Source organism: Serratia sp. BNK-23 (assembly GCF_047456145.1).
Lineage (GTDB): Bacteria > Pseudomonadota > Gammaproteobacteria > Enterobacterales > Enterobacteriaceae > Serratia > Serratia nematodiphila.
The window spans coordinates 223,941-245,668 of record NZ_CP179900.1 but is presented as its reverse complement, the minus strand read 5'-3'; the positions used below and the strand labels follow the sequence as shown (position 1 = coordinate 245,668).

The window sequence follows — 21,728 nt, the reverse complement described above, 5'->3', positions numbered from 1 at the left end:
TCAGGAAATCAACGTGTCTGACTCTTTACGGATTATTTTCGCCGGAACACCAGACTTCGCAGCGCGTCATCTTGACGCGCTGTTGTCATCTGAGCACCAGATTGTCGGCGTTTTTACCCAGCCCGACCGCCCGGCAGGCCGCGGCAACAAGTTGACGCCAAGCCCGGTAAAAGTGCTGGCTGAACAACACCAACTGCCGGTATTTCAGCCCAAATCGCTGCGCCCAGAAGAGAACCAGCGCCTGGTGGCCGATCTTAACGCCGACGTGATGGTGGTTGTTGCCTACGGGTTGATCCTGCCGCAAGCGGTGCTGGAGATGCCGCGTCTCGGTTGCATCAACGTACATGGCTCGCTGCTGCCTCGCTGGCGCGGCGCGGCACCGATCCAGCGTTCGCTCTGGGCCGGCGACAGCGAAACCGGCGTGACCATCATGCAGATGGACGCCGGCCTCGATACCGGCGACATGATGCACAAGATCGCCTGCCCGATTGAGAGCAGCGACACCAGCGCCAGTCTCTACGGCAAACTGGCCCAGCTCGGCCCGCAGGGCATGCTGACGACGCTGCGCCAAATGGCCGACGGCAGCGCCACCCGCGAAGTACAGGACGAAGCGTTGGTCACTTACGCCGAGAAGCTGAGCAAAGAAGAAGCTCGCCTGGACTGGAACCTGTCCGCTGCACAACTGGAGCGCTGCATCCGCGCCTTCAACCCTTGGCCGATCAGCTACTTCACCATCGACGATCAACCGGTAAAAGTCTGGCAGGCCAGCGTGCTGGCGCAAAGCGCCAACGCGGAGCCGGGCACCGTTGTCCATGCCGACAAGCAAGGCATTCAGGTGGCGACCGCCGACGGCATCCTCAATCTGATCCAGCTGCAGCCCGCCGGCAAGAAACCGATGTCGGCGCAGGACCTGTTAAATTCACGTCGTGAATGGTTTACCCCGGGTAACCGGCTGTAAGTCACCCCACTGCCCGGCCGTTCATCGCCGGGCCGTTATTTTCTTAATGCCGATCGTTATCAGCTTCAGCCTATGAAAAATAATTACAATCTCCGCAGCATCGCTGCCAAAGCCATCGGCCAGGTGCTGGATCAGGGGCAGTCGCTCAGCACTGTCCTGCCGGCGCTGCAAACCTCCATCAGCGACAAAGATCGCGGGTTGCTGCAGGAGCTGTGTTTCGGCACGTTACGCGTGCTGCCGCAGCTCGAATGGTGCATTCAGCAATTGATGGCCAAGCCGCTGACCGGTAAGCAGCGTACGCTGCACTACTTGCTGATGGTCGGCCTGTATCAGCTGCTGTATACCCGCATCCCGGCGCACGCCGTGCTGGCAGAAACCGTGGAAGGTGCGGTAGCGCTGAAACGCCCGCAGTTAAAAGGCCTGATTAACGGCGTCTTGCGCCAATTTCAACGCCAGCAGGAAGAGCTGTTGCAACGCGCCGCCAACAATGACAGCCGCTATCTGCATCCCAGCTGGTTACTGAAACGCATTCAACAGGCTTATCCCGCCAACTGGGAACAGATCGTCGACGCGAATAACCAGAAGCCGCCGATGTGGCTGCGCGTCAACCGCCTGCATCACACCCGTGACGCTTATCTGCAGCTGCTGAACGACGCCGGCATCGCCGCGGAAACTCATGCAGACTATGCCGATGCAGTGCGTTTGCTGGCGCCTTGCGCCGTGACCGATCTGCCAGGGTTCGCCGAAGGCTGGGTCACCGTACAAGATGCTTCGGCCCAGGGCTGTGTCGATCTGTTGGATCCGCAAGACGGCGAACAGATCCTCGATCTGTGCGCCGCACCCGGCGGCAAAACCACGCATATTTTGGAAGCGGCGCCGAAAGCACACGTCATGGCGGTCGATATCGACGAACAGCGCCTGGCGCGAGTCAAAGAGAACCTGCAGCGTCTGCGTTTGCACGCAGAGGTTAAACTGGGCGATGGCCGCACTCCGCAGCAGTGGTGCGGGGACAAGCAGTTCGACCGCATCCTGCTGGACGCGCCTTGTTCCGCCACCGGTGTGATCCGCCGTCATCCCGACATCAAATGGCTGCGCCGCGATCGCGACATCGCCGAACTCGCCGCACTGCAGGCAGAAATTCTGGAAGCCGTCTGGCCGCATCTAAAATCAGGCGGAGTGATGGTTTACGCCACCTGTTCTATCCTGCCGGATGAAAACAGCAACCAGATCGCCGCGTTCTTGCAACGCCACGCCGATGCCAAGCTGGTTGAAACCGGTGATGCGCAGCGGCCAGGGCGACAGAATATCCCGCATCCCGAGGACGGTGATGGCTTCTTTTACGCTAAGCTGATTAAAATGTAATGCTTCAGGGCGTGCGTGCGCGCCCTAAGTCTTTCAGTGTGAAGCAGAGAACACGATGAAAATAATTATTCTTGGTGCCGGTCAGGTTGGCGGGACGCTGGCGGAAAACCTGGTGGGTGAAAACAACGATATCACCGTCGTCGATACCGATTCCGGCCGCTTGCGTCAGCTGCAGGATAAATTCGATTTGCGGGTGGTTCAGGGGCATGGTTCCCACCCTCGGGTGCTGCGCGAAGCCGGCGCAGAAGACGCCGACATGCTGGTCGCCGTCACCAACTCCGACGAAACCAACATGATCGCCTGCCAGGTCGCCTATTCTCTGTTTAATACCCCTAACCGTATCGCCCGTATCCGCGCGCCGGAATACATCCGCGAGTCGGAGAAACTGTTCCTGCCGGAAGCGGTGCCAATCGACCATCTGATTTCGCCGGAGCAGCTGGTCATCGACTATATCTACAAGCTGATTGAATACCCTGGCGCGCTGCAGGTGGTCAACTTTGCCGAAGGCAAGGTCAGCATCGCCGCGGTTAAAGCCTATTACGGCGGCCCGCTGGTCGGCAATGCGCTCTCTTCAATGCGCGAGCACATGCCGCATATCGATACCCGCGTCGCCGCCATATTCCGCCAGGATCGTCCGATCCGTCCGCAGGGCTCGACCATCATCGAAGCCGGCGATGAAGTGTTCTTCGTCGCCGCCTCACAGCATATCCGCGCGGTGATGAGCGAACTGCAGCGGCTGGAAAAACCCTATAAGCGCATCATGATCGTCGGCGGCGGTAACGTCGGCGCCGGCCTGGCCGCCAAGCTGGAAAAAGACTACAACGTCAAACTGATCGAGCGGAATCAGCAACGCGCCGCCGAACTGGCCGAACAGCTGCACGACACCATTGTATTCTACGGCGATGCCTCCGATCAGGAGCTGCTGGCCGAAGAGCACGTCGAGCAGGTGGATGTTTTCATCGCCATTACCAACGACGATGAGGCCAACATCATGTCCGCCATGCTGGCCAAGCGCATGGGCGCCAAGAAGGTGATGGTATTGATCCAGCGCCGCGCCTATGTCGATCTGGTGCAAGGCAGCGTGATCGATATTGCCATTTCCCCGCAGCAGGCAACCATCTCCGCGCTGCTTGGGCATGTGCGCAAAGCGGATATCGTCAGCGTCTCGTCACTGCGCCGCGGCGTGGCAGAAGCGATCGAAGCGATTGCCCACGGCGATGAAAGCACATCTAAAGTGGTCGGCCGCATCGTGGAAGACATCAAGCTGCCACCGGGTACCACCATCGGTGCGATCGTGCGTGGCGACGACGTGATCATCGCCAACGGCAACAGCAAAATCGAACAGGGCGATCACGTCATCATGTTTATTACCGACAAGAAATTCGTGCCGGACGTTGAACGCTTGTTCCAACCGAGCCCGTTCTTCTTGTAGAACGAATTTATTAGGCGATGGTCTATAATTGCGTAGTTGTTCTCTGCCTTGGGAGGAGATAAAACTTCTCTCCATTTGTGGCAAAGGGAAATTGCTTTGTTAAACTTGAGTTATTAATTCTGCAAGGGGTGCGTTCTATGAGTATGTTGAAAGAGTTTCGCGAATTTGCCATGCGCGGCAACGTGGTCGATCTGGCCGTCGGTGTGATTATCGGTGCTGCATTCGGCAAGATTGTTTCGTCCTTCGTGGCCGATATCATCATGCCACCGTTGGGCTTACTGATTGGCGGCGTCGATTTTAAACAGTTCCATCTGGTGTTACGTGAAGCTCAGGGCGCCGTACCGGCGGTGGTAATGAACTATGGTTCATTCATCCAGACCGTATTTGACTTTGTGATTGTCGCCTTCGCTATCTTCCTGGCGATTAAACTGATGAACAAGGTGCGCCGCAAGCAGGAAGAAGCGCCAGCAGCGCCGCCAGAACCAACCGCAGAAGAGAAACTGCTGACGGAAATCCGTGATTTGCTGAGCCAGCAACAGCAGCCAAAACTGTAAAACAGCATTAAGTTATGCCAATAAAAAGCCACCGATGAAGGTGGCTTTTTTAATGCCTTAAAACCAGAAAGCCAGTGGTAAATTATCGTTTGATAGTTTGCCACTGGCCTCCCAGTTACCGCCTTTGTTGTGTTTTTCTTTACGCCGATAGCTGCCTTTGCCTTTCACATTCTTTTCCACTCGTTGGCGGAATAGCGGGTCATGCAGCAGCGCCTCAATGGCGTTATCTTGAATCTGGCCTTTAGTGTGACGATATTTCGTCATGATAATGCTCCTGTAAAAGGTAGGGTAATAAAACGAGCCGATAATACTGCCGGCAATATAAAAATTAAAGTGTCGTCAGCAATCTTTTTTGCCTTTATCATCGCTGGCACCCTGTTCCAAGGCTTCCAGAATAGAACAATAGTTGCTGGTATGGGCAGTGCCGCAGCAGGCGTCACTCAGGCGTTTCAACGATTCGCGCATGCGAGTCAGCTCCGCCAACTTGCTTTCCACTTCACTCAGGCGAGCATCGACGATCGACTTCGATTCCTGGCAGGTATGATGTTCAGGATCAACCCGGATCGACAGTAGTTCGGCGATCGTTTCCAGAGTAAAACCCAACTGTTTGGCATAGCGAATAAAACGCAGCCGCTGCAGGTCCTGCTCCGTATACAGCCGATAACCGCCTTCGGTGCGGACATTGTGATCCATCATGCCCTGCTTTTCATAGTAACGCACGGTATCCGGCGTCACTTCGGCGAGCTTGGCCAACTGACCTATCTTGAACATTACCGCTCCTCTCGGGTGAACTTGTCATCAAGCGCGCGCTGATATTCGCCATGCAAGAAATCGGTGCTCATCCCAGCCTGACGCAGCCGGTGCTCCAGCAGTGCCATGCGCTTGCTGAGATCGACATAGTCCGGATGTTCGCTATTAATCTCTTGCAGCAAGCGGGCAACGGTCAACGCCTCTTTACGATCTTCCAGCGCCGGCGGCAGGTAACCGGCATTTTTCAGCAAACGGTAACCGGCGCGTAGCTCGGGCGGCACCGCGCTGTCATCTTCCAGCGCCAGCGGCTGCCCCTGGCCAGGCAGGTTGTCGAACTCGCCTTTATCCTGAGCATCAAGGATATGACGCTCCGCCCATTGATCAAGCAACCCCATGACAGACAGCCTCGGTTAGCCTAATGAATAAGCCTTAGCATAGCGGATAGGGGCGGGGATCTTAAGCACTGCAGGGGAATTGCGCACATTTGGCTGGATTTGGACGTAAAAAAACCGGGCAAGCCCGGTTTTTTTACGCGTCTACAGATTACTCTGCAGTTGCTACTTCTGCTTGAGACTCAGCACGATCAACCAGCTCGATGTATGCCATCGGCGCGTTGTCGCCTGCGCGGAAGCCACACTTCAGAATGCGAGTGTAACCACCGGCACGGCTCGCGAAACGCGGGCCCAGCTCGTTAAACAGTTTTGCCACGATCTCGTTATCACGAGTACGGGCGAATGCCAGACGACGATTAGCTACGCTGTCGGTCTTGGCAAGAGTAATCAGCGGCTCAACAACGCGACGCAGCTCTTTTGCTTTTGGCAGGGTCGTCTTGATGATCTCATGACGAACCAAAGAGCCGGCCATGTTACGGAACATAGCCTGGCGATGGCTGCTGTTACGGTTCAGTTGACGACCACTCTTACGATGGCGCATGACCTTATCCTTCTCAGTAAAACCTTAACCTGTGATCCGGTTACTCGTCAGCAATGCTTGCCGGCGGCCAGTTTTCCAGGCGCATGCCCAGAGACAGACCACGTGAGGCCAGCACGTCTTTAATCTCGGTAAGAGATTTTTTACCCAGGTTTGGCGTTTTCAGCAACTCAACCTCGGTACGCTGTACCAGATCACCGATGTAGTGGATAGCTTCTGCCTTGAGGCAGTTAGCAGAGCGGACAGTCAATTCCAGATCGTCAACAGGGCGCAGCAAGATCGGATCGAATTCCGGTTTCTCTTCTTTAACTTCCGGCTGACGCACATCACGCAGGTCAACGAAAGCTTCAAGTTGTTCAGCCAGAATGGTGGCCGCACGGCGGATCGCCTCTTCAGGATCGATCGTGCCATTGGTCTCCATTTCGATGACCAGCTTATCCAAGTCAGTACGCTGTTCTACACGCGCAGCTTCAACATTGTAGGCGATACGCTCTACAGGGCTGTAGCAGGCGTCAACCAACAGACGACCGATTGGGCGCTCATCTTCTTCCGAATGAATTCGGGCAGAAGCCGGCACATAACCGCGACCGCGCTGAACTTTGATACGCATGCTGATAGCCGCGTTCTCATCAGTCAGGTGGCAAATCACGTGCTGAGGCTTGACGATTTCGACATCACCATCATGGGTGATGTCGGCAGCGGTCACAGGGCCAATGCCAGATTTATTCAGGGTAAGAATAACTTCGTCTTTGCCTTGAACTCTCACCGCCAGCCCTTTCAGGTTGAGCAGGATCTCCAGGATATCTTCCTGTACGCCTTCTTTGGTGCTGTACTCATGCAGTACACCATCAATCTCAACCTCGGTCACCGCGCAACCCGGCATAGATGAAAGCAGAATACGGCGCAGTGCGTTGCCAAGAGTATGGCCAAAGCCACGCTCTAAAGGCTCAAGGGTCACCTTGGCGTGCGTCGAACTGACTTGCTCGATATCTACCAGGCGCGGTTTTAGAAACTCTGTCACAGAACCCTGCATTGTGTCCTCTCTTTGGTACTAAGCTTTACTTGGAGTAAAGCTCGACGATCAGGTGTTCGTTAATGTCCGCAGACAGATCGGTACGTTCAGGCATACGCTTGAACACGCCTTCCATCTTAGCAGCATCAACTTCCAGCCAAGTCGGCTTTTCACGCTGCTCAGCCAGCTCCAGAGAAGCTTTAACACGAGACTGCTTTTTAGCTTTCTCGCGGATGCTGACTACGTCATTCGGAGATACCTGATAAGAAGCGATGTTAACAACGCGACCGTTTACCATAACTGCTTTGTGGCTAACCAGCTGACGTGACTCTGCACGAGTAGCGCCGAAGCCCATACGGTAAACAACGTTGTCCAGACGACCTTCCAGCAGCTGCAACAGGTTTTCACCGGTGTTGCCCTTCAGGCGGGTTGCTTCTTTGTAATAGTTGCGGAATTGACGCTCCAGAATGCCGTACATACGACGAACTTTCTGCTTCTCACGCAACTGAACACCGTAATCAGACAGACGCGGTTTACGCGCACCGTGCTGACCAGGTGCTTGTTCAATTTTACACTTGGAATCGATCGCGCGAACGCCAGACTTAAGGAACAGGTCTGTGCCCTCACGACGGCTCAGCTTGAGCTTAGGACCCAAATATCTTGCCATTTTCTTTCTCCAACAATCCTAAAAGCTGCGTTACACGCGGCGCTTTTTCGGCGGACGACAACCGTTATGAGGGATCGGAGTCACATCAGTAATGTTAGTGATGCGGAAACCAGCCGCGTTCAGAGCGCGGATAGTAGACTCACGACCAGGACCAGGTCCTTTAACCATAACTTCCAGGTTCTTGATACCGTATTCTTTCACTGCGTCAGCACAACGTTCTGCTGCAACCTGTGCTGCGAACGGAGTGGACTTACGAGAACCACGGAAACCGGAACCACCGGCTGTTGCCCAACCCAAAGCATTACCCTGACGATCAGTGATGGTAACGATGGTGTTGTTGAAAGAAGCATGGATATGAGCCACGCCGTCAGAGACTTGCTTTCTTACACGCTTACGTGTACGAACAGGTGCCTTTGCCATTATTCAATAACCCCGATTATTTCTTGATCGGCTTGCGCGGACCCTTACGGGTACGAGCGTTGGTCTTGGTGCGCTGACCGCGTACCGGCAGACCACGACGATGACGCAAACCACGATAGCAACCAAGGTCCATAAGACGCTTGATGCTCAGGGTAATTTCACGACGCAAATCACCCTCAACGGTGTATTTGGCAACTGCATCACGAAGCTTTTCGATTTGCTCTTCAGACAGCTCACTGATCTTAACATTTTCAGCAATACCCGTAGATGCACAGATAGCCTGTGAACGGGTTTTACCGATACCGAAGATCGACGTTAAGGCGATAACGGTATGTTTATGATCAGGAATGTTAATGCCTGCTATACGGGCCACTATGCACTCCTACTATTTTATACAGCAACACCATTCTGAAAAGCCCGTTTTCAGGATACTCAAATAATGTTGCAGTGCGACATACAAAAGATTGGCTGGCTAATCTAGCCAGCTCAACCCAACTTTGCAAGAAAAATATGCGAGATAATCAGCCTTGACGCTGTTTATGCTTCGGCTCGGCGCTGCAAATCACACGAACGACACCGTTACGCTTAACGATTTTGCAGTTACGACATAATTTCTTGACGGAAGCACGAACTTTCATTTTTACTCTCCGTAACTTCTCAAACGAATCTGACTAGCGGTTATAGCCTTTCAGATTTGCTTTCTTCAATGCAGACTCGTACTGACTTGACATCATCAGAGTTTGCACTTGAGCCATAAAGTCCATGATGACGACAACCACGATCAGTAGCGAGGTACCACCAAAGTAGAATGGTACTTTCATTGCATCACGCATGAACTCCGGGATCAGGCAGATGAAAGTAATGTACATCGCGCCCACCAGGGTTAAACGCGTCATTACTTTATCGATATACTTCGCCGTTTGCTCTCCCGGACGAATTCCTGGTACGAAGGCACCGGACTTCTTCAGGTTATCTGCTGTCTCACGCGGGTTGAAAACCAACGCCGTGTAGAAGAAACAGAAGAAGATGATTGCAGACGCATAGAGTAACACATAAAGCGGTTGCCCTGGCTGCAAATACAGCGAAATCGTAGTCAGCCAGTTCCAACCGGTACCGCCCCCAAACCATGATGCAATCGTGGCCGGGAACAGAATAATGCTGGAAGCGAAAATCGCCGGGATAACACCCGCCATGTTCACTTTCAACGGTAAGTGTGTACTCTGTGCTGCATAAACACGACGACCTTGTTGACGCTTCGCATAGTTAACGACGATACGACGTTGACCACGCTCGATGAAAACAACGAAGAAGGTTACTGCAAACACCAATACTGCAACCAACAGCAGCAGGAGGAAGTGCAGGTCGCCTTGCCGCGCTTGCTCAATAGTATGGGCCACTGCCGGCGGGAGCCCCGCTACAATACCCGCGAAGATAATGATCGAGATACCGTTGCCGATACCGCGCTCAGTAATCTGCTCACCCAGCCACATCAGGAACATTGTCCCGGTTACCAGGCTCACAACCGCAGTAAAGTAGAATGCAAAGCCTGGGTTTAACACCAGGCCCTGCATACCAGGCATATTCGGCAGACCGGTAGCAATACCGATCGACTGGAATATGGCCAATACCAGCGTACCGTAGCGGGTGTACTGGCTAATCTTGCGACGGCCAGCCTCCCCTTCTTTCTTGATTTCCGCCAACGCTGGATGAACCACCGTCAGCAGCTGGATAATGATCGACGCCGAGATATACGGCATGATCCCCAGAGCAAAGATAGAAGCACGGCTGAGGGCACCACCAGAGAACATGTTAAACATTTCAATGATAGTGCCTCTCTGCTGCTCAAGCAATTTGGCAAGCACAGTGGCATCGATACCAGGAATCGGAATGAAAGAGCCGATGCGGAAGACAATCAGCGCGCCGATGACAAACAAAAGTCTGCGCTTCAGCTCGCCGAGCCCGCCTTTAGCACTTTGAAAATCTAATCCTGGTTGCTTAGCCATCTGCTACTTATTCCTCAATTTTACCGCCAGCAGCCTCGATAGCAGCACGAGCGCCTTTGGTGACACGCAGACCACGCAGGGTTACCGGACGAGCGACTTCGCCAGAAAGTACAACTTTCGCGAATTCGATCTGGACACCAACTACGTTAGCGGCTTTCAGCGCGTTCAGGTCGATAACATCGCCTTCAACCAGAGCCAGTTCAGACAGACGAACTTCTGCCGTGATCATCGCTTTGCGTGAAGTGAAGCCGAATTTCGGCAGACGACGGTACAGAGGCATCTGACCACCTTCGAAACCACGACGTACGCCACCGCCAGAACGAGACTTCTGACCTTTGTGACCACGGCCGCCGGTTTTACCCAGGCCAGAACCAATACCACGACCTACACGCTTAGGCGCATGCTTGGCACCTTCAGCCGGAGACAGAGTATTTAAACGCATCTGTTACTCCTCAACTTTAACCATGTAGGAAACCAGGTTGACCATACCGCGAACAGCAGGAGTATCCTCGCGCTCTACGGTGTGACCAATACGACGCAGACCCAGACCGAGCAGAGTAGCTTTATGCTTCGGCAGACGGCCAATTGAGCTGCGAGTTTGTGTAACTTTAATAGTCTTAGCCATGGTCAATTACCCCAGAATGTCGGCAACGGATTTACCACGCTTAGCAGCGACCATTTCAGGAGACTTCATATTCGCCAGAGCGTCGATAGTTGCACGAACCACGTTGATCGGGTTGGTGGAACCATAAGCTTTAGCCAATACGTTGTGCACCCCAGCAACTTCGAGAACGGCGCGCATTGCACCGCCCGCGATGATACCGGTACCTTCATGAGCAGGCTGCATGAACACGCGAGAACCCGTGTGAGCGCCCTTAACAGGGTGCTGCAGGGTGCCGCTGTTCAGCGCGACGTTCATCATGTTGCGACGGGCTTTTTCCATCGCTTTCTGGATCGCTGCTGGAACTTCGCGTGCTTTGCCGTAGCCAAAACCAACGCGACCGTTACCATCACCAACTACAGTCAGTGCGGTAAAGCTGAAAATACGGCCACCTTTTACGGTTTTAGATACGCGGTTTACCGCGATCAGCTTTTCCTGCAGTTCGCCAGCTTGTTTTTCGATGTGAGCCATCTTAAACCTCTTCCTTAGAACTGAAGGCCAGCTTCACGGGCAGCATCTGCCAGTGCCTGGACTCGACCATGATATTGGAAACCGGAACGGTCAAAGGATACTTTCGCAATCCCTTTTTCCAACGCGCGCTCAGCCAGAGCTTTACCTACGGCTGCTGCTGCGTCTTTGTTACCGGAATACTTCAGTTGCTCCGCGATAGCTTTTTCTAAAGTAGAAGCGGCTACCAGTACTTCAGAACCGTTTGGAGCAATCACCTGTGCGTAAATGTGACGCGGGGTACGATGTACCACCAGGCGGGTTGCACCCAGCTCTTGGAGCTTGCGGCGTGCGCGGGTCGCACGACGGATACGAGCAGATTTCTTATCCATAGTGTTACCTTACTTCTTCTTAGCCTCTTTGGTACGCACGACTTCGTCGGCGTAACGAACACCCTTGCCTTTGTAAGGCTCAGGACGACGGTAAGCGCGCAGATCTGCTGCTACCTGGCCAATTACCTGCTTATCAGCGCCTTTCAGCACGATTTCAGTTTGGCTTGGGCATTCAGCAGTGATACCTGCCGGCAGCTGGTGATCGATAGGGTGAGAGAAGCCCAGGGCCAAATTCACCACGTTGCCTTTAACGGCAGCACGATAACCAACACCTACCAGTTGAAGCTTCTTGGTGAAGCCTTCGGTAACACCAACAACCATTGCGTTCAGCAGAGCGCGCGTGGTACCCGCTTGGGCCCATGCGTTAGCAAAACCTTCGCGCGGAGCGAAAGTCAGTGCGTTAGCTTCTTGCTTCACTTCAACGGCGTCGTGGATAGTACGAGTCAACTCGCCGTTTTTACCCTTAATCGAAATAACCTGACCGTTGAGTTTTACCTCTACGCCGGCAGGAATGACGACGGGTGCTTTTGCAACACGAGACATTCTTTCCTCCCGAATTAAGCTACGTAGCAGATAATCTCGCCACCCAGACCAGCCTGGCGAGCTGCACGATCGGTCATAACACCTTTAGAGGTAGAAACAACAGCGATACCCAAACCGGCCATAACTTTTGGCAGCTCATCTTTTTTCTTGTAGATGCGCAGACCTGGACGGCTGATACGTTGAATGCTTTCTACCACAGCTTTGCCCTGGAAGTACTTCAGTACCAGTTCCAGAACAGGCTTGGCGTCGCCTTCGATTTTGAAATCTTCAATAAAACCTTCTTCCTTCAGCACGTTGGCAATTGCCACTTTCAGCTTGGAGGAAGGCATGGTGACCGCAACTTTGTTCGCGGCTTGACCGTTACGGATACGGGTCAGCATATCCGCGATCGGATCTTGCATGCTCATCTGTCTTTACTCCCGTGATTCAATTGGTAATTACCAGCTAGCCTTTTTCAAGCCTGGTACTTCACCGCGCATAGCGGCTTCACGAAGCTTAATACGGCTCAACCCGAATTTGCCCACATAACCATGTGGACGGCCAGTTTGGCGGCAGCGTTTACGCTGACGAGACGGGCTGGAATCACGCGGCAGAGTTTGCAGCTTGAGAACGGCATTCCAACGATCTTCATCGGATGCGTTCACATCAGAGATAATAGCTTTCAGTTCAGCGCGTTTTGCAAAGAACTTGTCAGCTAATTTCACGCGCTTGACTTCGCGTGCTTTCATTGATTGCTTAGCCATCAGTAACCCTGCCTTACTTGCGGAACGGGAAGTTAAAAGCAGCCAGCAGCGCGCGGCCTTCATCATCAGATTTCGCAGTAGTGGTAATGGTAATATCCAAACCACGAACGCGATCGACTTTGTCGTAGTCGATTTCTGGGAAGATGATTTGCTCACGCACGCCCATGCTGTAGTTGCCACGGCCATCGAATGACTTGGCGGACAGGCCACGGAAGTCACGGATACGTGGAACAGCAATGGAGATCAGACGCTCAAAGAACTCCCACATGCGTTCGCCACGCAGAGTTACTTTACAGCCGATCGGATAGCCCTGACGGATTTTGAAGCCTGCAACAGATTTGCGGGCTTTGGTGATCAACGGTTTTTGACCGGAGATGGCTGCCAGGTCCGCTGCGGCGTTATCCAGCAGTTTCTTGTCAGCAATCGCTTCACCAACACCCATGTTCAGGGTGATCTTCTCGACCCGAGGGACTTGCATGACAGAGTTGTAATCAAACTGAGACATCAGTTGTTTGACTACCTCGTCTTTGTAGTAATCATGCAGTTTCGCCATCGTATTACTCCAAATTACTTGATAGTTTCGCTGTTAGACTTGAAGAAACGGACTTTTTTGCCGTCTTCGAATCTAAAGCCTACACGGTCAGCCTTGCCGGTAGCCGCGTTGAAGATAGCAATGTTAGAAACCTGAATTGCAGCTTCTTTCTCAACAATGCCGCCTGGTTGGTTCAGAGCCGGAACCGGCTTCTGGTGTTTCTTAACCAGGTTGATGCCTTCAACAATGACCTTGCCAGCAGACAGGACATTTTTTACTTTACCGCGCTTACCTTTGTCTTTCCCGGTAATCACGATAACTTCGTCATCACGACGGATCTTCGCTGCCATGTTCGCTCCTTAGAGTACTTCTGGTGCCAGAGAGATAATTTTCATGAACTTCTCATTACGCAGTTCACGAGTTACCGGCCCAAAAATACGCGTACCGATTGGCTGCTCGCTGTTATTGTTCAAAATAACGCATGCATTGCCATCGAAGCGAATGACAGAACCGTCCGGGCGACGTACACCCTTCTTGGTGCGCACCACTACCGCCTTCAGAACATCGCCTTTCTTCACCTTACCGCGAGGAATTGCTTCCTTGATGGTAATTTTGATGATGTCGCCGACGCCTGCGTAGCGACGGTGCGAGCCACCTAGAACCTTGATACACATTACGCGACGTGCACCGGAGTTGTCGGCGACGTTCAGCATAGTCTGTTCTTGGATCATTTTAGTGCTCCGCTAATGTCAACTACTACTTTAAAGACCCAAGTAAAAATTAGGCCGTTGAAAAGCCCCATAACCGAGGGCGCAGCATTATAACACCGCTTACTTGGTATGGGTAGAAAAAATAAACGGCTCATTTTCTGAGCCGTTTATTAAGTGAGAGCCAGCTACTCTATTACAGAATCGCTTTCTCTACAACGCGAACCAACGTCCAGGACTTGGTCTTGGACAGTGGGCGGCATTCGCGGATTTCCACCACGTCGCCGGTACCACATTCGTTGTTCTCGTCATGTACGTGCAGCTTGGTCGTACGTTTGATGAATTTCCCGTAGATCGGGTGCTTCACAGTACGCTCGATAGCAACAACGATGGATTTCTCCATTTTATCGCTAACAACACGACCCTGCAGGGTACGGATAACTTCAGTCATTTACACACCCGCCTTTTGAGTCAGTAAAGTCTTAACGCGTGCGACGTCACGACGCACTTGTTTCAACAGGTGAGTTTGTTGCAGCTGGCCACTGGCCGCCTGCATGCGCAAGTTGAATTGCTCACGCAGCAGGTTGAGCAGCTCGGCATTCAGCTCTTCAACGCTTTTTTCACGCAGCTCTTGTGCTTTCATTACATCACCGTCTTAGTTACAAAGGTGGTTTTGATCGGCAGTTTCGCTGCTGCCAGTTTGAATGCCTCGCGGGCAACCTCTTCTGGCACGCCGTCCATTTCGTACAGGACCTTACCAGGCTGGATCAGGGCAACCCAATACTCCACGTTACCCTTACCTTTACCCATACGCACTTCCAGCGGCTTCTCGGTGATCGGTTTGTCCGGGAATACACGGATCCAGATCTTGCCTTGACGCTTAACTGCACGAGTCATTGCACGACGAGCTGCTTCGATTTGACGAGCAGTCAGACGGCCACGGCCAACAGCTTTCAGACCGAAAGTGCCGAAGCTAACATCCGTACCTTGCGCCAGACCACGGTTGCGGCCCTTGTGCACCTTACGGAATTTTGTACGCTTTGGTTGTAACATCAGCGACTCTCCTTACTTGCGGCCTTTACGCTGCTGCTTTTTAGGTTGAGCAGCCGGTTCCGGTTGTTCAACTGCAGCCATACCACCCAGGATCTCACCTTTGAAGATCCATACCTTAACGCCGATTACACCATAAGTGGTGTGCGCTTCAGATGTGTTGTAGTCGATGTCCGCACGCAGAGTGTGCAATGGAACACGACCTTCGCGGTACCATTCGGTACGTGCGATTTCGGCGCCGCCAAGACGGCCGCTTACTTCAACTTTGATACCTTTAGCGCCAAGACGCATTGCGTTCTGTACTGCACGCTTCATAGCACGACGGAACATAACGCGACGTTCCAGCTGAGAAGTGATGCTGTCAGCAACCAATTTAGCGTCGAGTTCCGGTTTACGGACTTCGGCGATGTTGATCTGTGCAGGAACGCCAGCGATGTCCGCTACGACCTTGCGCAGTTTTTCGACGTCTTCACCTTTCTTGCCGATAACGATGCCTGGGCGAGCAGTGTGAATGGTCACACGGATGCTCTTCGCAGGACGCTCGATAACGATGCGAGAAACGGAAGCTTTCGACAGTTCCTTAGTCAGGAATTGACGAACTTTAAAGTCGCTGTCCAGGTTGTCAGCGAATTCTTTGGTATTCGCATACCAAGTAGAGTTCCAAGGTTTGACAATACCCAGGCGAATACCATTAGGATGTACTTTCTGACCCATTGCTAGTCTCCAGAGTCTCAGCGATCGGACACAACCACAGTAATGTGGCTGGTGCGCTTCAGGATGCGATCTGCACGACCTTTTGCACGCGGCATAATGCGCTTCATGCTTGGGCCTTCGTCTACGAAGATTTTCGTAACTTTCAGATCATCGATGTCAGCGCCATCGTTGTGTTCTGCGTTAGCAATGGCAGACTCCAGCACTTTCTTAACCAGACCAGCAGCTTTCTTGTTGGTGTAGGTCAGAGTTTCCAGAGCTTGCGACACTTTCTTACCGCGAATCAGGTCAGCAACAAGGCGAACCTTCTGAGCAGAAGAACGAGCGTGGCGATGTTTAGCGATAGTTTCCATCTCTTCCTCCTACCTTAGCGCTTTTTAGCTTTTTTATCAGCCGCATGGCCGCGATAAGTACGAGTCGGCGCGAATTCACCCAGTTTGTGACCGACCATTTCATCGGAAACGAACACTGGTACGTGCTGACGACCATTATGGACAGCGATGGTCAAACCGATCATGTTAGGAAAGATCGTTGAACGACGGGACCAAGTGCGCAAAGGCTTCTTGTCACCGCTTTCCACCGCTTTCTCTACCTTCTTCAGCAAGTGCAGGTCAATAAAAGGACCTTTCTTGAGAGAACGTGGCATGGCTTATCCTCTAATTATTTTTTGCTACGGCGACGTACGATGAACTTATCAGTACGCTTGTTGCTACGGGTCTTCTTACCTTTGGTCTGAACGCCCCACGGAGTTACCGGGTGCTTACCAAAGTTACGACCTTCACCACCACCGTGCGGGTGATCTACCGGGTTCATCGCCGTACCGCGAACGGTAGGACGAACACCACGCCAACGTGCAGCACCTGCTTTACCCAGAACGCGAAGCATGTGTTCAGCGTTACCGACTTCACCCAGGGTGGCGCGGCAATCAGCTGGAACTTTACGCATTTCGCCGGAGCGCAGACGCAGAGTTACGTAGGAACCATCACGAGCAACGATCTGAACGTAGGCGCCAGCGGAGCGAGCCATCTGGCCGCCTTTACCTGGTTTCATTTCTACGTTGTGAACCGTTGAACCAACTGGAATGTTGCGCATCGGCAGGGTGTTACCCGCTTTGATTGCAGCATCAACGCCAGATTGAATCTGGTCACCAGCTTTCAGGCCTTTCGGCGCCAGGATGTAACGGCGTTCGCCGTCTTTGTACAGAACCAGCGCGATGTTCGCGGAACGGTTCGGATCGTACTCCAGACGCTCAACCACAGCAGGGATACCGTCTTTGTTGCGCTTGAAGTCAACCAGACGATAATGTTGCTTGTGGCCACCACCGATATGACGGGTGGTGATACGGCCATTGTTGTTACGACCACCGCTTTTGCTCAGTTTTTCCAGCAGCGGGGCATAAGGTTTACCCTTGTGCAGCTCAGGGTTAACCACTTTAACAACGTGGCGACGACCCGGAGATGTAGGTTTACATTTAACAATTGCCATTGTTCTTACTCCTCCGACTTACTCTGCGCCGCCGATGAAGTCCAGATTCTGGCCTTCTTTCAGGGTGACGTAAGCTTTTTTCCAGTCGCTACGACGACCAACACGCTGACCGTGACGCTTCACTTTCCCTTTAACTACCAGGGTGTTCACGTCTTTGACTTCGACTTCAAACAGTTTCTGCACTGCAGCTTTGATTTCTGCTTTGGTCGCGTCTTTGGCAACTTTGAGAACGATGGTGTTGCTTTTTTCCATCGCAGCGGATGCTTTTTCAGATACGTGCGGTGCACGCAGCACTTTCAGCAAACGTTCTTCACGGATCATGCCAGCATCTCCTCAACTTGCTTCACAGCATCAGCAGTCATAACCACTTTGTCGAAGGCGATCAGGCTAACCGGATCGATACCTGCTACATCGCGCACGTCAACCTTGTACAGGTTGCGAGCTGCCAGGAACAGATTCTCATCCAGTTCACCGGTCACGATCAGCACGTCTTCCAGAGCCATATCTTTCAGTTTCTGTGCCAGCAGCTTAGTTTTAGGCGCTTCTACAGAGAACTTCTCGACAACGATCAGACGATCTTGACGTACCAGTTCGGACAGGATGCTTTTCAGCGCGCCGCGGTACATCTTTTTGTTTACTTTCTGACTGTGGTCCTGTGGCTTAGCAGCAAAGGTCACGCCGCCTGAACGCCAGATCGGGCTCTTTACAGAACCTGAACGCGCACGGCCGGTGCCTTTCTGACGCCATGGCTTTTTGCCGGAACCAGTTACTTCAGCACGGGTCTTCTGAGCACGAGTACCTTGACGGGCACCTGCTGCATAAGCAACAACAACCTGGTGTACCAGCGCTTCGTTGAAATCACGACCGAAGGTAGTTTCGGAAACAGTCAGCGCGCTTTGCGCGTCTTTCAATACTAATTCCATTGCTATCCCCTTACGCCTTCACAGCTGGTTTAACGATCAGGTTGCCACCGGTTGCGCCCGGTACAGCACCCTTAACCAGCAGCAGGTTGCGCTCAGCGTCAACACGTACTACGTCCAGGCTTTGAACGGTTACGCGCTCATCACCCAGGTGGCCAGCCATTTTCTTGCCTTTGAACACTTTGCCCGGAGTCTGGTTCTGACCGATAGAACCCGGAACGCGGTGAGACAAGGAGTTACCGTGGGTAGCGTCTTGGGTACGGAAGTTCCAGCGCTTAACAGTGCCAGCAAAACCTTTACCTTTAGAAGTACCGGTAACATCGACTTTTTTAACGTCAGCGAAGATTTCTACGCTAATTTCCTGACCTGCAGCGAATTCTTGACCTTCTTCCAGGCGGAATTCCCACAGACCACGGCCAGCTTCAACGCCAGCTTTAGCGAAATGGCCCGCTTCCGGCTTGGTTACACGGTTAGCTTTTTTGCTACCAGTGGTAACCTGAACGGCACGGTAACCGTCGGTGTCCAGGCTTTTAACCTGAGTCACGCGGTTCGCTTCAATTTCAATTACGGTTACTGGGATAGAAACGCCATCTTCAGTGAAGATACGGGTCATACCCACTTTTTTACCGACTAAACCAATCATTGTTTCAACCTCTCAATCGCTCAATGACCTGATTAACCCAGGCTGATCTGCACGTCTACACCGGCAGCCAGATCCAGACGCATCAGAGCATCAACGGTTTTCTCGGTTGGCTCAACGATGTCAACCAGACGCTTGTGAGTGCGAATCTCGTACTGATCGCGCGCGTCTTTGTTGACGTGCGGAGAGATCAGAACGGTAAAGCGCTCTTTGCGAGTTGGCAGCGGGATCGGACCACGGACTTGCGCACCAGTGCGCTTTGCAGTCTCGACGATTTCCGCGGTTGATTGATCGATCAGACGATGATCAAACGCTTTCAGGCGGATACGGATTCTTTGGTTCTGCATGAGACCAGAGCTCCAATTATTTATAAACGTAAATAATTACTCCTCACACCCATTTCGATTGATGGGGGAGTGTAATCGTCAACATATAACCCCCATATCGGGAGTATTGTTCGAAAGGCAAAAAAGGCCTGCCAATCGACTGATTCGCTAAAATCAGGCTTACCAAGATTAGGTAAGCCCGCGCATTATACGCAAAATGGCCCAGGAAGCAAGCCGCAGTTGGAAATATGCTCAGGAAATCGTCATTTTTGCGTCTTCAGCGACGATCACGGGATGAAGGTGGCGATCAAGGTATGAATTATGCTTAGCGGGCAGCTCCCCTGCCCCACCGTAAAAACGGTCGCCGGCAGGAGAGGCGATGACGAACGGAAGGCAGGCTTACTCTTTGCGCTCTAAAATCTGGGCCTGGGCATAGTTTTGAATGCCGAGGCGAGCGATCAGATCCAGCTCGGTTTCCAGCCAGTCGATATGCTCTTCTTCATCGGCCAGAATGTCGATCATCAAATCACGGCTGACATAATCGTGAATCGAGTCGGCGTAGGCGATACCTTCGCGCAGGTTCTTGGCGCCCGCCAGCTCCAGCGCCAGATCGGAACGCAGCATCTCTTCAATGTCTTCGCCGATGTTCAGCTTGCCGAGGTCCTGCAGATTAGGTATTCCTTCCAGGAACAGGATGCGTTCAATGTAGCGATCGGCATGTTTCATTTCGTCGATCGACTCGTGGTATTCCTTATCGTTGAGGCGCATTAAACCCCAATTCTTGAACATGCGGGCGTGCAGGAAATATTGATTGATGGCAACCAGCTCGTTGCCGAGCAGCTTGTTGAGGTGAGCAATGATCTTTTTATCGCCTTTCATAGGTAACTCCTCCTGGCCAGTTCTAAAAGTGTAGAACCTGTAAGCCAAGAGTCAAAAATAACCTTACCCTTTGTTAGGCAACTTCATGCATTGGGATGATAGTTCCGCGTTCCTCCACCATAATCTGTCTTGCCTGACGAATGCACTTTCCACAATCGGTACCAATCGGCACAAGTTCACGCAGCTGCTTCATGGTATGGGGGTTGTGCTGACGCACCGCATTACGGATCGCTTTGTCAGTCACCGCATTACACAGACATACATACATAGAGAGACTCACTTCTTAACCAATGCATTGAGTCTAAATAGGAATGGTTTTTATTTCAATTAAGATTTATACAAATTGCATAAAAAAAGGGCACCGAAGTGCCCTTTTTTGTGTCGAAAAATTATTCGCGATTAAGCGATAACTTTAGCAACAACACCAGCGCCTACAGTACGGCCGCCTTCACGGATTGCGAAACGCAGACCGTCGTCCATCGCGATTGGGTGAATCAGGGTTACAACCATGTTCACGTTGTCGCCTGGCATTACCATCTCTACGCCTTCTGGCAGTTCGATGGTACCGGTCACGTCAGTAGTACGGAAGTAGAACTGTGGACGGTAGCCTTTGAAGAATGGAGTGTGACGACCACCTTCATCTTTGCTCAGGATGTACACTTCAGATTCGAACTGGGTGTGTGGCTTGATAGAGCCTGGCTTAGCCAGTACCTGACCACGTTCGATTTCTTCACGTTTGATACCACGCAGCAGAACACCTACGTTCTCACCAGCACGGCCTTCGTCCAGCAGTTTGCGGAACATTTCAACGCCAGTACAGGTAGACTTAACGGTGTCTTTGATACCAACGATTTCAACTTCTTCGCCAACTTTGATGATACCGCGCTCAACACGACCGGTAACAACGGTACCACGACCGGAGATGGAGAATACGTCTTCGATTGGCAGCAGGAACGGCTTGTCGATTGCACGCTCTGGCTCTGGGATGTAGCTGTCCAGGGCTTCGGCCAGTTCGATGATTTTCGCTTCCCACTCAGCTTCGCCTTCCAGCGCTTTCAGCGCGGAACCGCGGATTACTGGCAGGTCGTCGCCTGGGAAGTCGTAAGCGGACAGCAGTTCGCGAACTTCCATTTCTACCAGTTCCAGCAGCTCTTCATCATCAACCATGTCGCATTTGTTCATGAATACGATGATGAAAGGAACGCCAACCTGACGACCCAGCAGGATGTGCTCACGAGTCTGAGGCATTGGGCCGTCAGTCGCAGCTACTACCAGGATCGCGCCGTCCATCTGAGCAGCACCGGTGATCATGTTTTTCACGTAGTCGGCGTGCCCTGGGCAGTCAACGTGCGCGTAGTGACGAGTCGGGGTGTCATACTCAACGTGGGAGGTGTTGATGGTGATACCACGAGCTTTTTCTTCTGGCGCGTTATCGATCTGGTCGAAAGCACGTGCAGAACCGCCGTAGGTTTTAGCCAGAACGGTGGTGATCGCTGCAGTCAGGGTAGTTTTACCGTGGTCAACGTGGCCGATAGTACCAACGTTAACGTGCGGTTTTGTACGTTCAAATTTTTCTTTAGACACGGCTATATTCCTTACTATAG

The 21,728-nt window shown here is 52.5% G+C and carries 38 protein-coding genes; 4 read left to right on the top strand and 34 right to left on the bottom strand.

The genetic code is table 11. The features are described 5' to 3' along the window. Window positions 1-13 precede the first annotated feature (13 nt). From fmt to mscL, 4 genes are all read left to right on the top strand, one after another. The gene (fmt, locus tag ACMGF9_RS01190) at window positions 14-958 is read left to right on the top strand and encodes a methionyl-tRNA formyltransferase (RefSeq protein WP_031300343.1); all 945 of its coding nucleotides are present in this window, start codon (window positions 14-16) and stop codon (window positions 956-958) included. Between the two features lie 72 nt (window positions 959-1,030). Further along, window positions 1,031-2,320 (top strand): 16S rRNA (cytosine(967)-C(5))-methyltransferase RsmB, encoded by a 1,290-nt coding sequence (gene rsmB, locus ACMGF9_RS01185; RefSeq protein WP_015379262.1) that lies wholly within the window; start codon window positions 1,031-1,033, stop codon window positions 2,318-2,320. A 55-nt stretch (window positions 2,321-2,375) separates the two neighbouring features. Next, window positions 2,376-3,752, top strand: a complete 1,377-nt coding sequence (trkA, locus tag ACMGF9_RS01180) for a Trk system potassium transporter TrkA (RefSeq protein ID WP_021505260.1) — start codon at window positions 2,376-2,378, stop codon at window positions 3,750-3,752. A gap of 137 nt (window positions 3,753-3,889) precedes the next feature. Beyond that, a complete protein-coding gene (gene mscL, locus ACMGF9_RS01175; protein WP_004929718.1) occupies window positions 3,890-4,306 on the top strand; it encodes a large-conductance mechanosensitive channel protein MscL in 417 nt (138 codons plus the stop codon). Window positions 4,307-4,363: 57 nt separating this feature from the next. Here mscL and ACMGF9_RS01170 read toward each other — a convergent pair whose 3' ends face one another. The 34 genes from ACMGF9_RS01170 to tuf form a co-directional block, all read right to left on the bottom strand. Further along, window positions 4,364-4,570 (bottom strand): alternative ribosome-rescue factor A, encoded by a 207-nt coding sequence (locus ACMGF9_RS01170; RefSeq protein WP_004929720.1) that lies wholly within the window; start codon window positions 4,568-4,570, stop codon window positions 4,364-4,366. Window positions 4,571-4,645: 75 nt separating this feature from the next. Further along, the gene (gene zntR, locus ACMGF9_RS01165; RefSeq protein WP_004929722.1) at window positions 4,646-5,077 is read right to left on the bottom strand and encodes a Zn(2+)-responsive transcriptional regulator; all 432 of its coding nucleotides are present in this window, start codon (window positions 5,075-5,077) and stop codon (window positions 4,646-4,648) included. Continuing rightward, complete coding sequence (locus tag ACMGF9_RS01160) at window positions 5,077-5,451, bottom strand: DUF1992 domain-containing protein (protein WP_088381967.1); 375 nt, start codon at window positions 5,449-5,451, stop codon at window positions 5,077-5,079. Before ACMGF9_RS01160 ends, zntR begins: the two co-directional genes overlap by 1 nt. Before the next feature lie 148 nt (window positions 5,452-5,599). Beyond that, complete coding sequence (rplQ, locus tag ACMGF9_RS01155) at window positions 5,600-5,989, bottom strand: 50S ribosomal protein L17 (protein WP_004929726.1); 390 nt, start codon at window positions 5,987-5,989, stop codon at window positions 5,600-5,602. Between the two features lie 40 nt (window positions 5,990-6,029). Beyond that, window positions 6,030-7,019, bottom strand: a complete 990-nt coding sequence (locus tag ACMGF9_RS01150; protein ID WP_002919219.1) for a DNA-directed RNA polymerase subunit alpha — start codon at window positions 7,017-7,019, stop codon at window positions 6,030-6,032. 25 nt (window positions 7,020-7,044) lie between these two features. Next, on the bottom strand, window positions 7,045-7,665 hold the full coding sequence (gene rpsD / locus ACMGF9_RS01145) for a 30S ribosomal protein S4 (protein ID WP_004929729.1): 621 nt from the start codon (window positions 7,663-7,665) through the stop codon (window positions 7,045-7,047). Between the two features lie 30 nt (window positions 7,666-7,695). Next, window positions 7,696-8,085 (bottom strand): 30S ribosomal protein S11, encoded by a 390-nt coding sequence (gene rpsK, locus ACMGF9_RS01140; protein WP_004929731.1) that lies wholly within the window; start codon window positions 8,083-8,085, stop codon window positions 7,696-7,698. A 16-nt stretch (window positions 8,086-8,101) separates the two neighbouring features. Further along, entirely contained in the window at window positions 8,102-8,458 is a 357-nt protein-coding gene (gene rpsM / locus ACMGF9_RS01135) for a 30S ribosomal protein S13 (protein ID WP_004929734.1), read from the bottom strand. A gap of 148 nt (window positions 8,459-8,606) precedes the next feature. Then, the gene (rpmJ, locus tag ACMGF9_RS01130; protein WP_002227352.1) at window positions 8,607-8,723 is read right to left on the bottom strand and encodes a 50S ribosomal protein L36; all 117 of its coding nucleotides are present in this window, start codon (window positions 8,721-8,723) and stop codon (window positions 8,607-8,609) included. Between the two features lie 33 nt (window positions 8,724-8,756). Next, the gene (gene secY, locus ACMGF9_RS01125; RefSeq protein WP_004929740.1) at window positions 8,757-10,088 is read right to left on the bottom strand and encodes a preprotein translocase subunit SecY; all 1,332 of its coding nucleotides are present in this window, start codon (window positions 10,086-10,088) and stop codon (window positions 8,757-8,759) included. A 7-nt stretch (window positions 10,089-10,095) separates the two neighbouring features. After that, window positions 10,096-10,530, bottom strand: coding sequence for a 50S ribosomal protein L15 (gene rplO / locus ACMGF9_RS01120; RefSeq protein WP_004929742.1), 435 nt, complete (start codon window positions 10,528-10,530; stop codon window positions 10,096-10,098). A 3-nt stretch (window positions 10,531-10,533) separates the two neighbouring features. After that, window positions 10,534-10,713, bottom strand: coding sequence for a 50S ribosomal protein L30 (gene rpmD / locus ACMGF9_RS01115; protein WP_048232028.1), 180 nt, complete (start codon window positions 10,711-10,713; stop codon window positions 10,534-10,536). Window positions 10,714-10,719: 6 nt separating this feature from the next. Then, window positions 10,720-11,220 carry a 30S ribosomal protein S5 gene (gene rpsE / locus ACMGF9_RS01110; protein WP_004929747.1) on the bottom strand — a complete coding sequence of 167 codons (501 nt, stop codon included), beginning with the start codon at window positions 11,218-11,220 and terminating at the stop codon, window positions 10,720-10,722. Window positions 11,221-11,234: 14 nt separating this feature from the next. Beyond that, on the bottom strand, window positions 11,235-11,588 hold the full coding sequence (rplR, locus tag ACMGF9_RS01105) for a 50S ribosomal protein L18 (RefSeq protein ID WP_004929748.1): 354 nt from the start codon (window positions 11,586-11,588) through the stop codon (window positions 11,235-11,237). Window positions 11,589-11,597: 9 nt separating this feature from the next. Next, a complete protein-coding gene (gene rplF / locus ACMGF9_RS01100; protein WP_004929751.1) occupies window positions 11,598-12,131 on the bottom strand; it encodes a 50S ribosomal protein L6 in 534 nt (177 codons plus the stop codon). Window positions 12,132-12,145: 14 nt separating this feature from the next. Further along, window positions 12,146-12,538, bottom strand: coding sequence for a 30S ribosomal protein S8 (gene rpsH / locus ACMGF9_RS01095; RefSeq protein WP_004929753.1), 393 nt, complete (start codon window positions 12,536-12,538; stop codon window positions 12,146-12,148). 30 nt (window positions 12,539-12,568) lie between these two features. Beyond that, window positions 12,569-12,874 carry a 30S ribosomal protein S14 gene (rpsN, locus tag ACMGF9_RS01090; protein ID WP_004929754.1) on the bottom strand — a complete coding sequence of 102 codons (306 nt, stop codon included), beginning with the start codon at window positions 12,872-12,874 and terminating at the stop codon, window positions 12,569-12,571. Between the two features lie 13 nt (window positions 12,875-12,887). Then, window positions 12,888-13,427, bottom strand: coding sequence for a 50S ribosomal protein L5 (gene rplE, locus ACMGF9_RS01085; protein ID WP_004929756.1), 540 nt, complete (start codon window positions 13,425-13,427; stop codon window positions 12,888-12,890). A 14-nt stretch (window positions 13,428-13,441) separates the two neighbouring features. Further along, window positions 13,442-13,756 (bottom strand): 50S ribosomal protein L24, encoded by a 315-nt coding sequence (gene rplX / locus ACMGF9_RS01080; protein ID WP_004929758.1) that lies wholly within the window; start codon window positions 13,754-13,756, stop codon window positions 13,442-13,444. A 9-nt stretch (window positions 13,757-13,765) separates the two neighbouring features. After that, entirely contained in the window at window positions 13,766-14,137 is a 372-nt protein-coding gene (gene rplN / locus ACMGF9_RS01075; RefSeq protein WP_000613954.1) for a 50S ribosomal protein L14, read from the bottom strand. Between the two features lie 172 nt (window positions 14,138-14,309). Further along, window positions 14,310-14,564, bottom strand: a complete 255-nt coding sequence (rpsQ, locus tag ACMGF9_RS01070; RefSeq protein ID WP_004929760.1) for a 30S ribosomal protein S17 — start codon at window positions 14,562-14,564, stop codon at window positions 14,310-14,312. Next, a complete protein-coding gene (gene rpmC / locus ACMGF9_RS01065; protein WP_004929762.1) occupies window positions 14,565-14,756 on the bottom strand; it encodes a 50S ribosomal protein L29 in 192 nt (63 codons plus the stop codon). It abuts the gene before it with no gap. After that, window positions 14,756-15,166 (bottom strand): 50S ribosomal protein L16, encoded by a 411-nt coding sequence (gene rplP, locus ACMGF9_RS01060; RefSeq protein WP_004929764.1) that lies wholly within the window; start codon window positions 15,164-15,166, stop codon window positions 14,756-14,758. Before rplP ends, rpmC begins: the two co-directional genes overlap by 1 nt. Before the next feature lie 12 nt (window positions 15,167-15,178). Further along, window positions 15,179-15,877, bottom strand: a complete 699-nt coding sequence (gene rpsC, locus ACMGF9_RS01055; RefSeq protein ID WP_004929766.1) for a 30S ribosomal protein S3 — start codon at window positions 15,875-15,877, stop codon at window positions 15,179-15,181. A 17-nt stretch (window positions 15,878-15,894) separates the two neighbouring features. Continuing rightward, window positions 15,895-16,227: a 50S ribosomal protein L22 gene (gene rplV, locus ACMGF9_RS01050; RefSeq protein ID WP_002223844.1), complete on the bottom strand. Its 333-nt coding sequence runs from the start codon at window positions 16,225-16,227 to the stop codon at window positions 15,895-15,897. Between the two features lie 14 nt (window positions 16,228-16,241). Next, window positions 16,242-16,520 (bottom strand): 30S ribosomal protein S19, encoded by a 279-nt coding sequence (gene rpsS / locus ACMGF9_RS01045; RefSeq protein WP_004929772.1) that lies wholly within the window; start codon window positions 16,518-16,520, stop codon window positions 16,242-16,244. 14 nt (window positions 16,521-16,534) lie between these two features. After that, complete coding sequence (gene rplB / locus ACMGF9_RS01040; RefSeq protein WP_004929775.1) at window positions 16,535-17,359, bottom strand: 50S ribosomal protein L2; 825 nt, start codon at window positions 17,357-17,359, stop codon at window positions 16,535-16,537. 18 nt (window positions 17,360-17,377) lie between these two features. Beyond that, window positions 17,378-17,680 (bottom strand): 50S ribosomal protein L23, encoded by a 303-nt coding sequence (gene rplW, locus ACMGF9_RS01035; RefSeq protein ID WP_004929776.1) that lies wholly within the window; start codon window positions 17,678-17,680, stop codon window positions 17,378-17,380. Then, window positions 17,677-18,282: a 50S ribosomal protein L4 gene (gene rplD / locus ACMGF9_RS01030; RefSeq protein WP_004929779.1), complete on the bottom strand. Its 606-nt coding sequence runs from the start codon at window positions 18,280-18,282 to the stop codon at window positions 17,677-17,679. The genes rplW and rplD overlap by 4 nt, the downstream gene beginning before the upstream one ends. Before the next feature lie 10 nt (window positions 18,283-18,292). Next, window positions 18,293-18,922 (bottom strand): 50S ribosomal protein L3, encoded by a 630-nt coding sequence (rplC, locus tag ACMGF9_RS01025; protein WP_015379265.1) that lies wholly within the window; start codon window positions 18,920-18,922, stop codon window positions 18,293-18,295. Between the two features lie 32 nt (window positions 18,923-18,954). Further along, the gene (gene rpsJ, locus ACMGF9_RS01020) at window positions 18,955-19,266 is read right to left on the bottom strand and encodes a 30S ribosomal protein S10 (protein ID WP_001181005.1); all 312 of its coding nucleotides are present in this window, start codon (window positions 19,264-19,266) and stop codon (window positions 18,955-18,957) included. 378 nt (window positions 19,267-19,644) lie between these two features. Beyond that, a complete protein-coding gene (bfr, locus tag ACMGF9_RS01015; RefSeq protein WP_004929784.1) occupies window positions 19,645-20,124 on the bottom strand; it encodes a bacterioferritin in 480 nt (159 codons plus the stop codon). Between the two features lie 73 nt (window positions 20,125-20,197). Then, on the bottom strand, window positions 20,198-20,392 hold the full coding sequence (gene bfd / locus ACMGF9_RS01010) for a bacterioferritin-associated ferredoxin (protein ID WP_015379266.1): 195 nt from the start codon (window positions 20,390-20,392) through the stop codon (window positions 20,198-20,200). Between the two features lie 131 nt (window positions 20,393-20,523). Beyond that, window positions 20,524-21,708 (bottom strand): elongation factor Tu, encoded by a 1,185-nt coding sequence (gene tuf / locus ACMGF9_RS01005; RefSeq protein ID WP_015376315.1) that lies wholly within the window; start codon window positions 21,706-21,708, stop codon window positions 20,524-20,526. Between the last annotated feature and the right edge of the window lie 20 nt (window positions 21,709-21,728).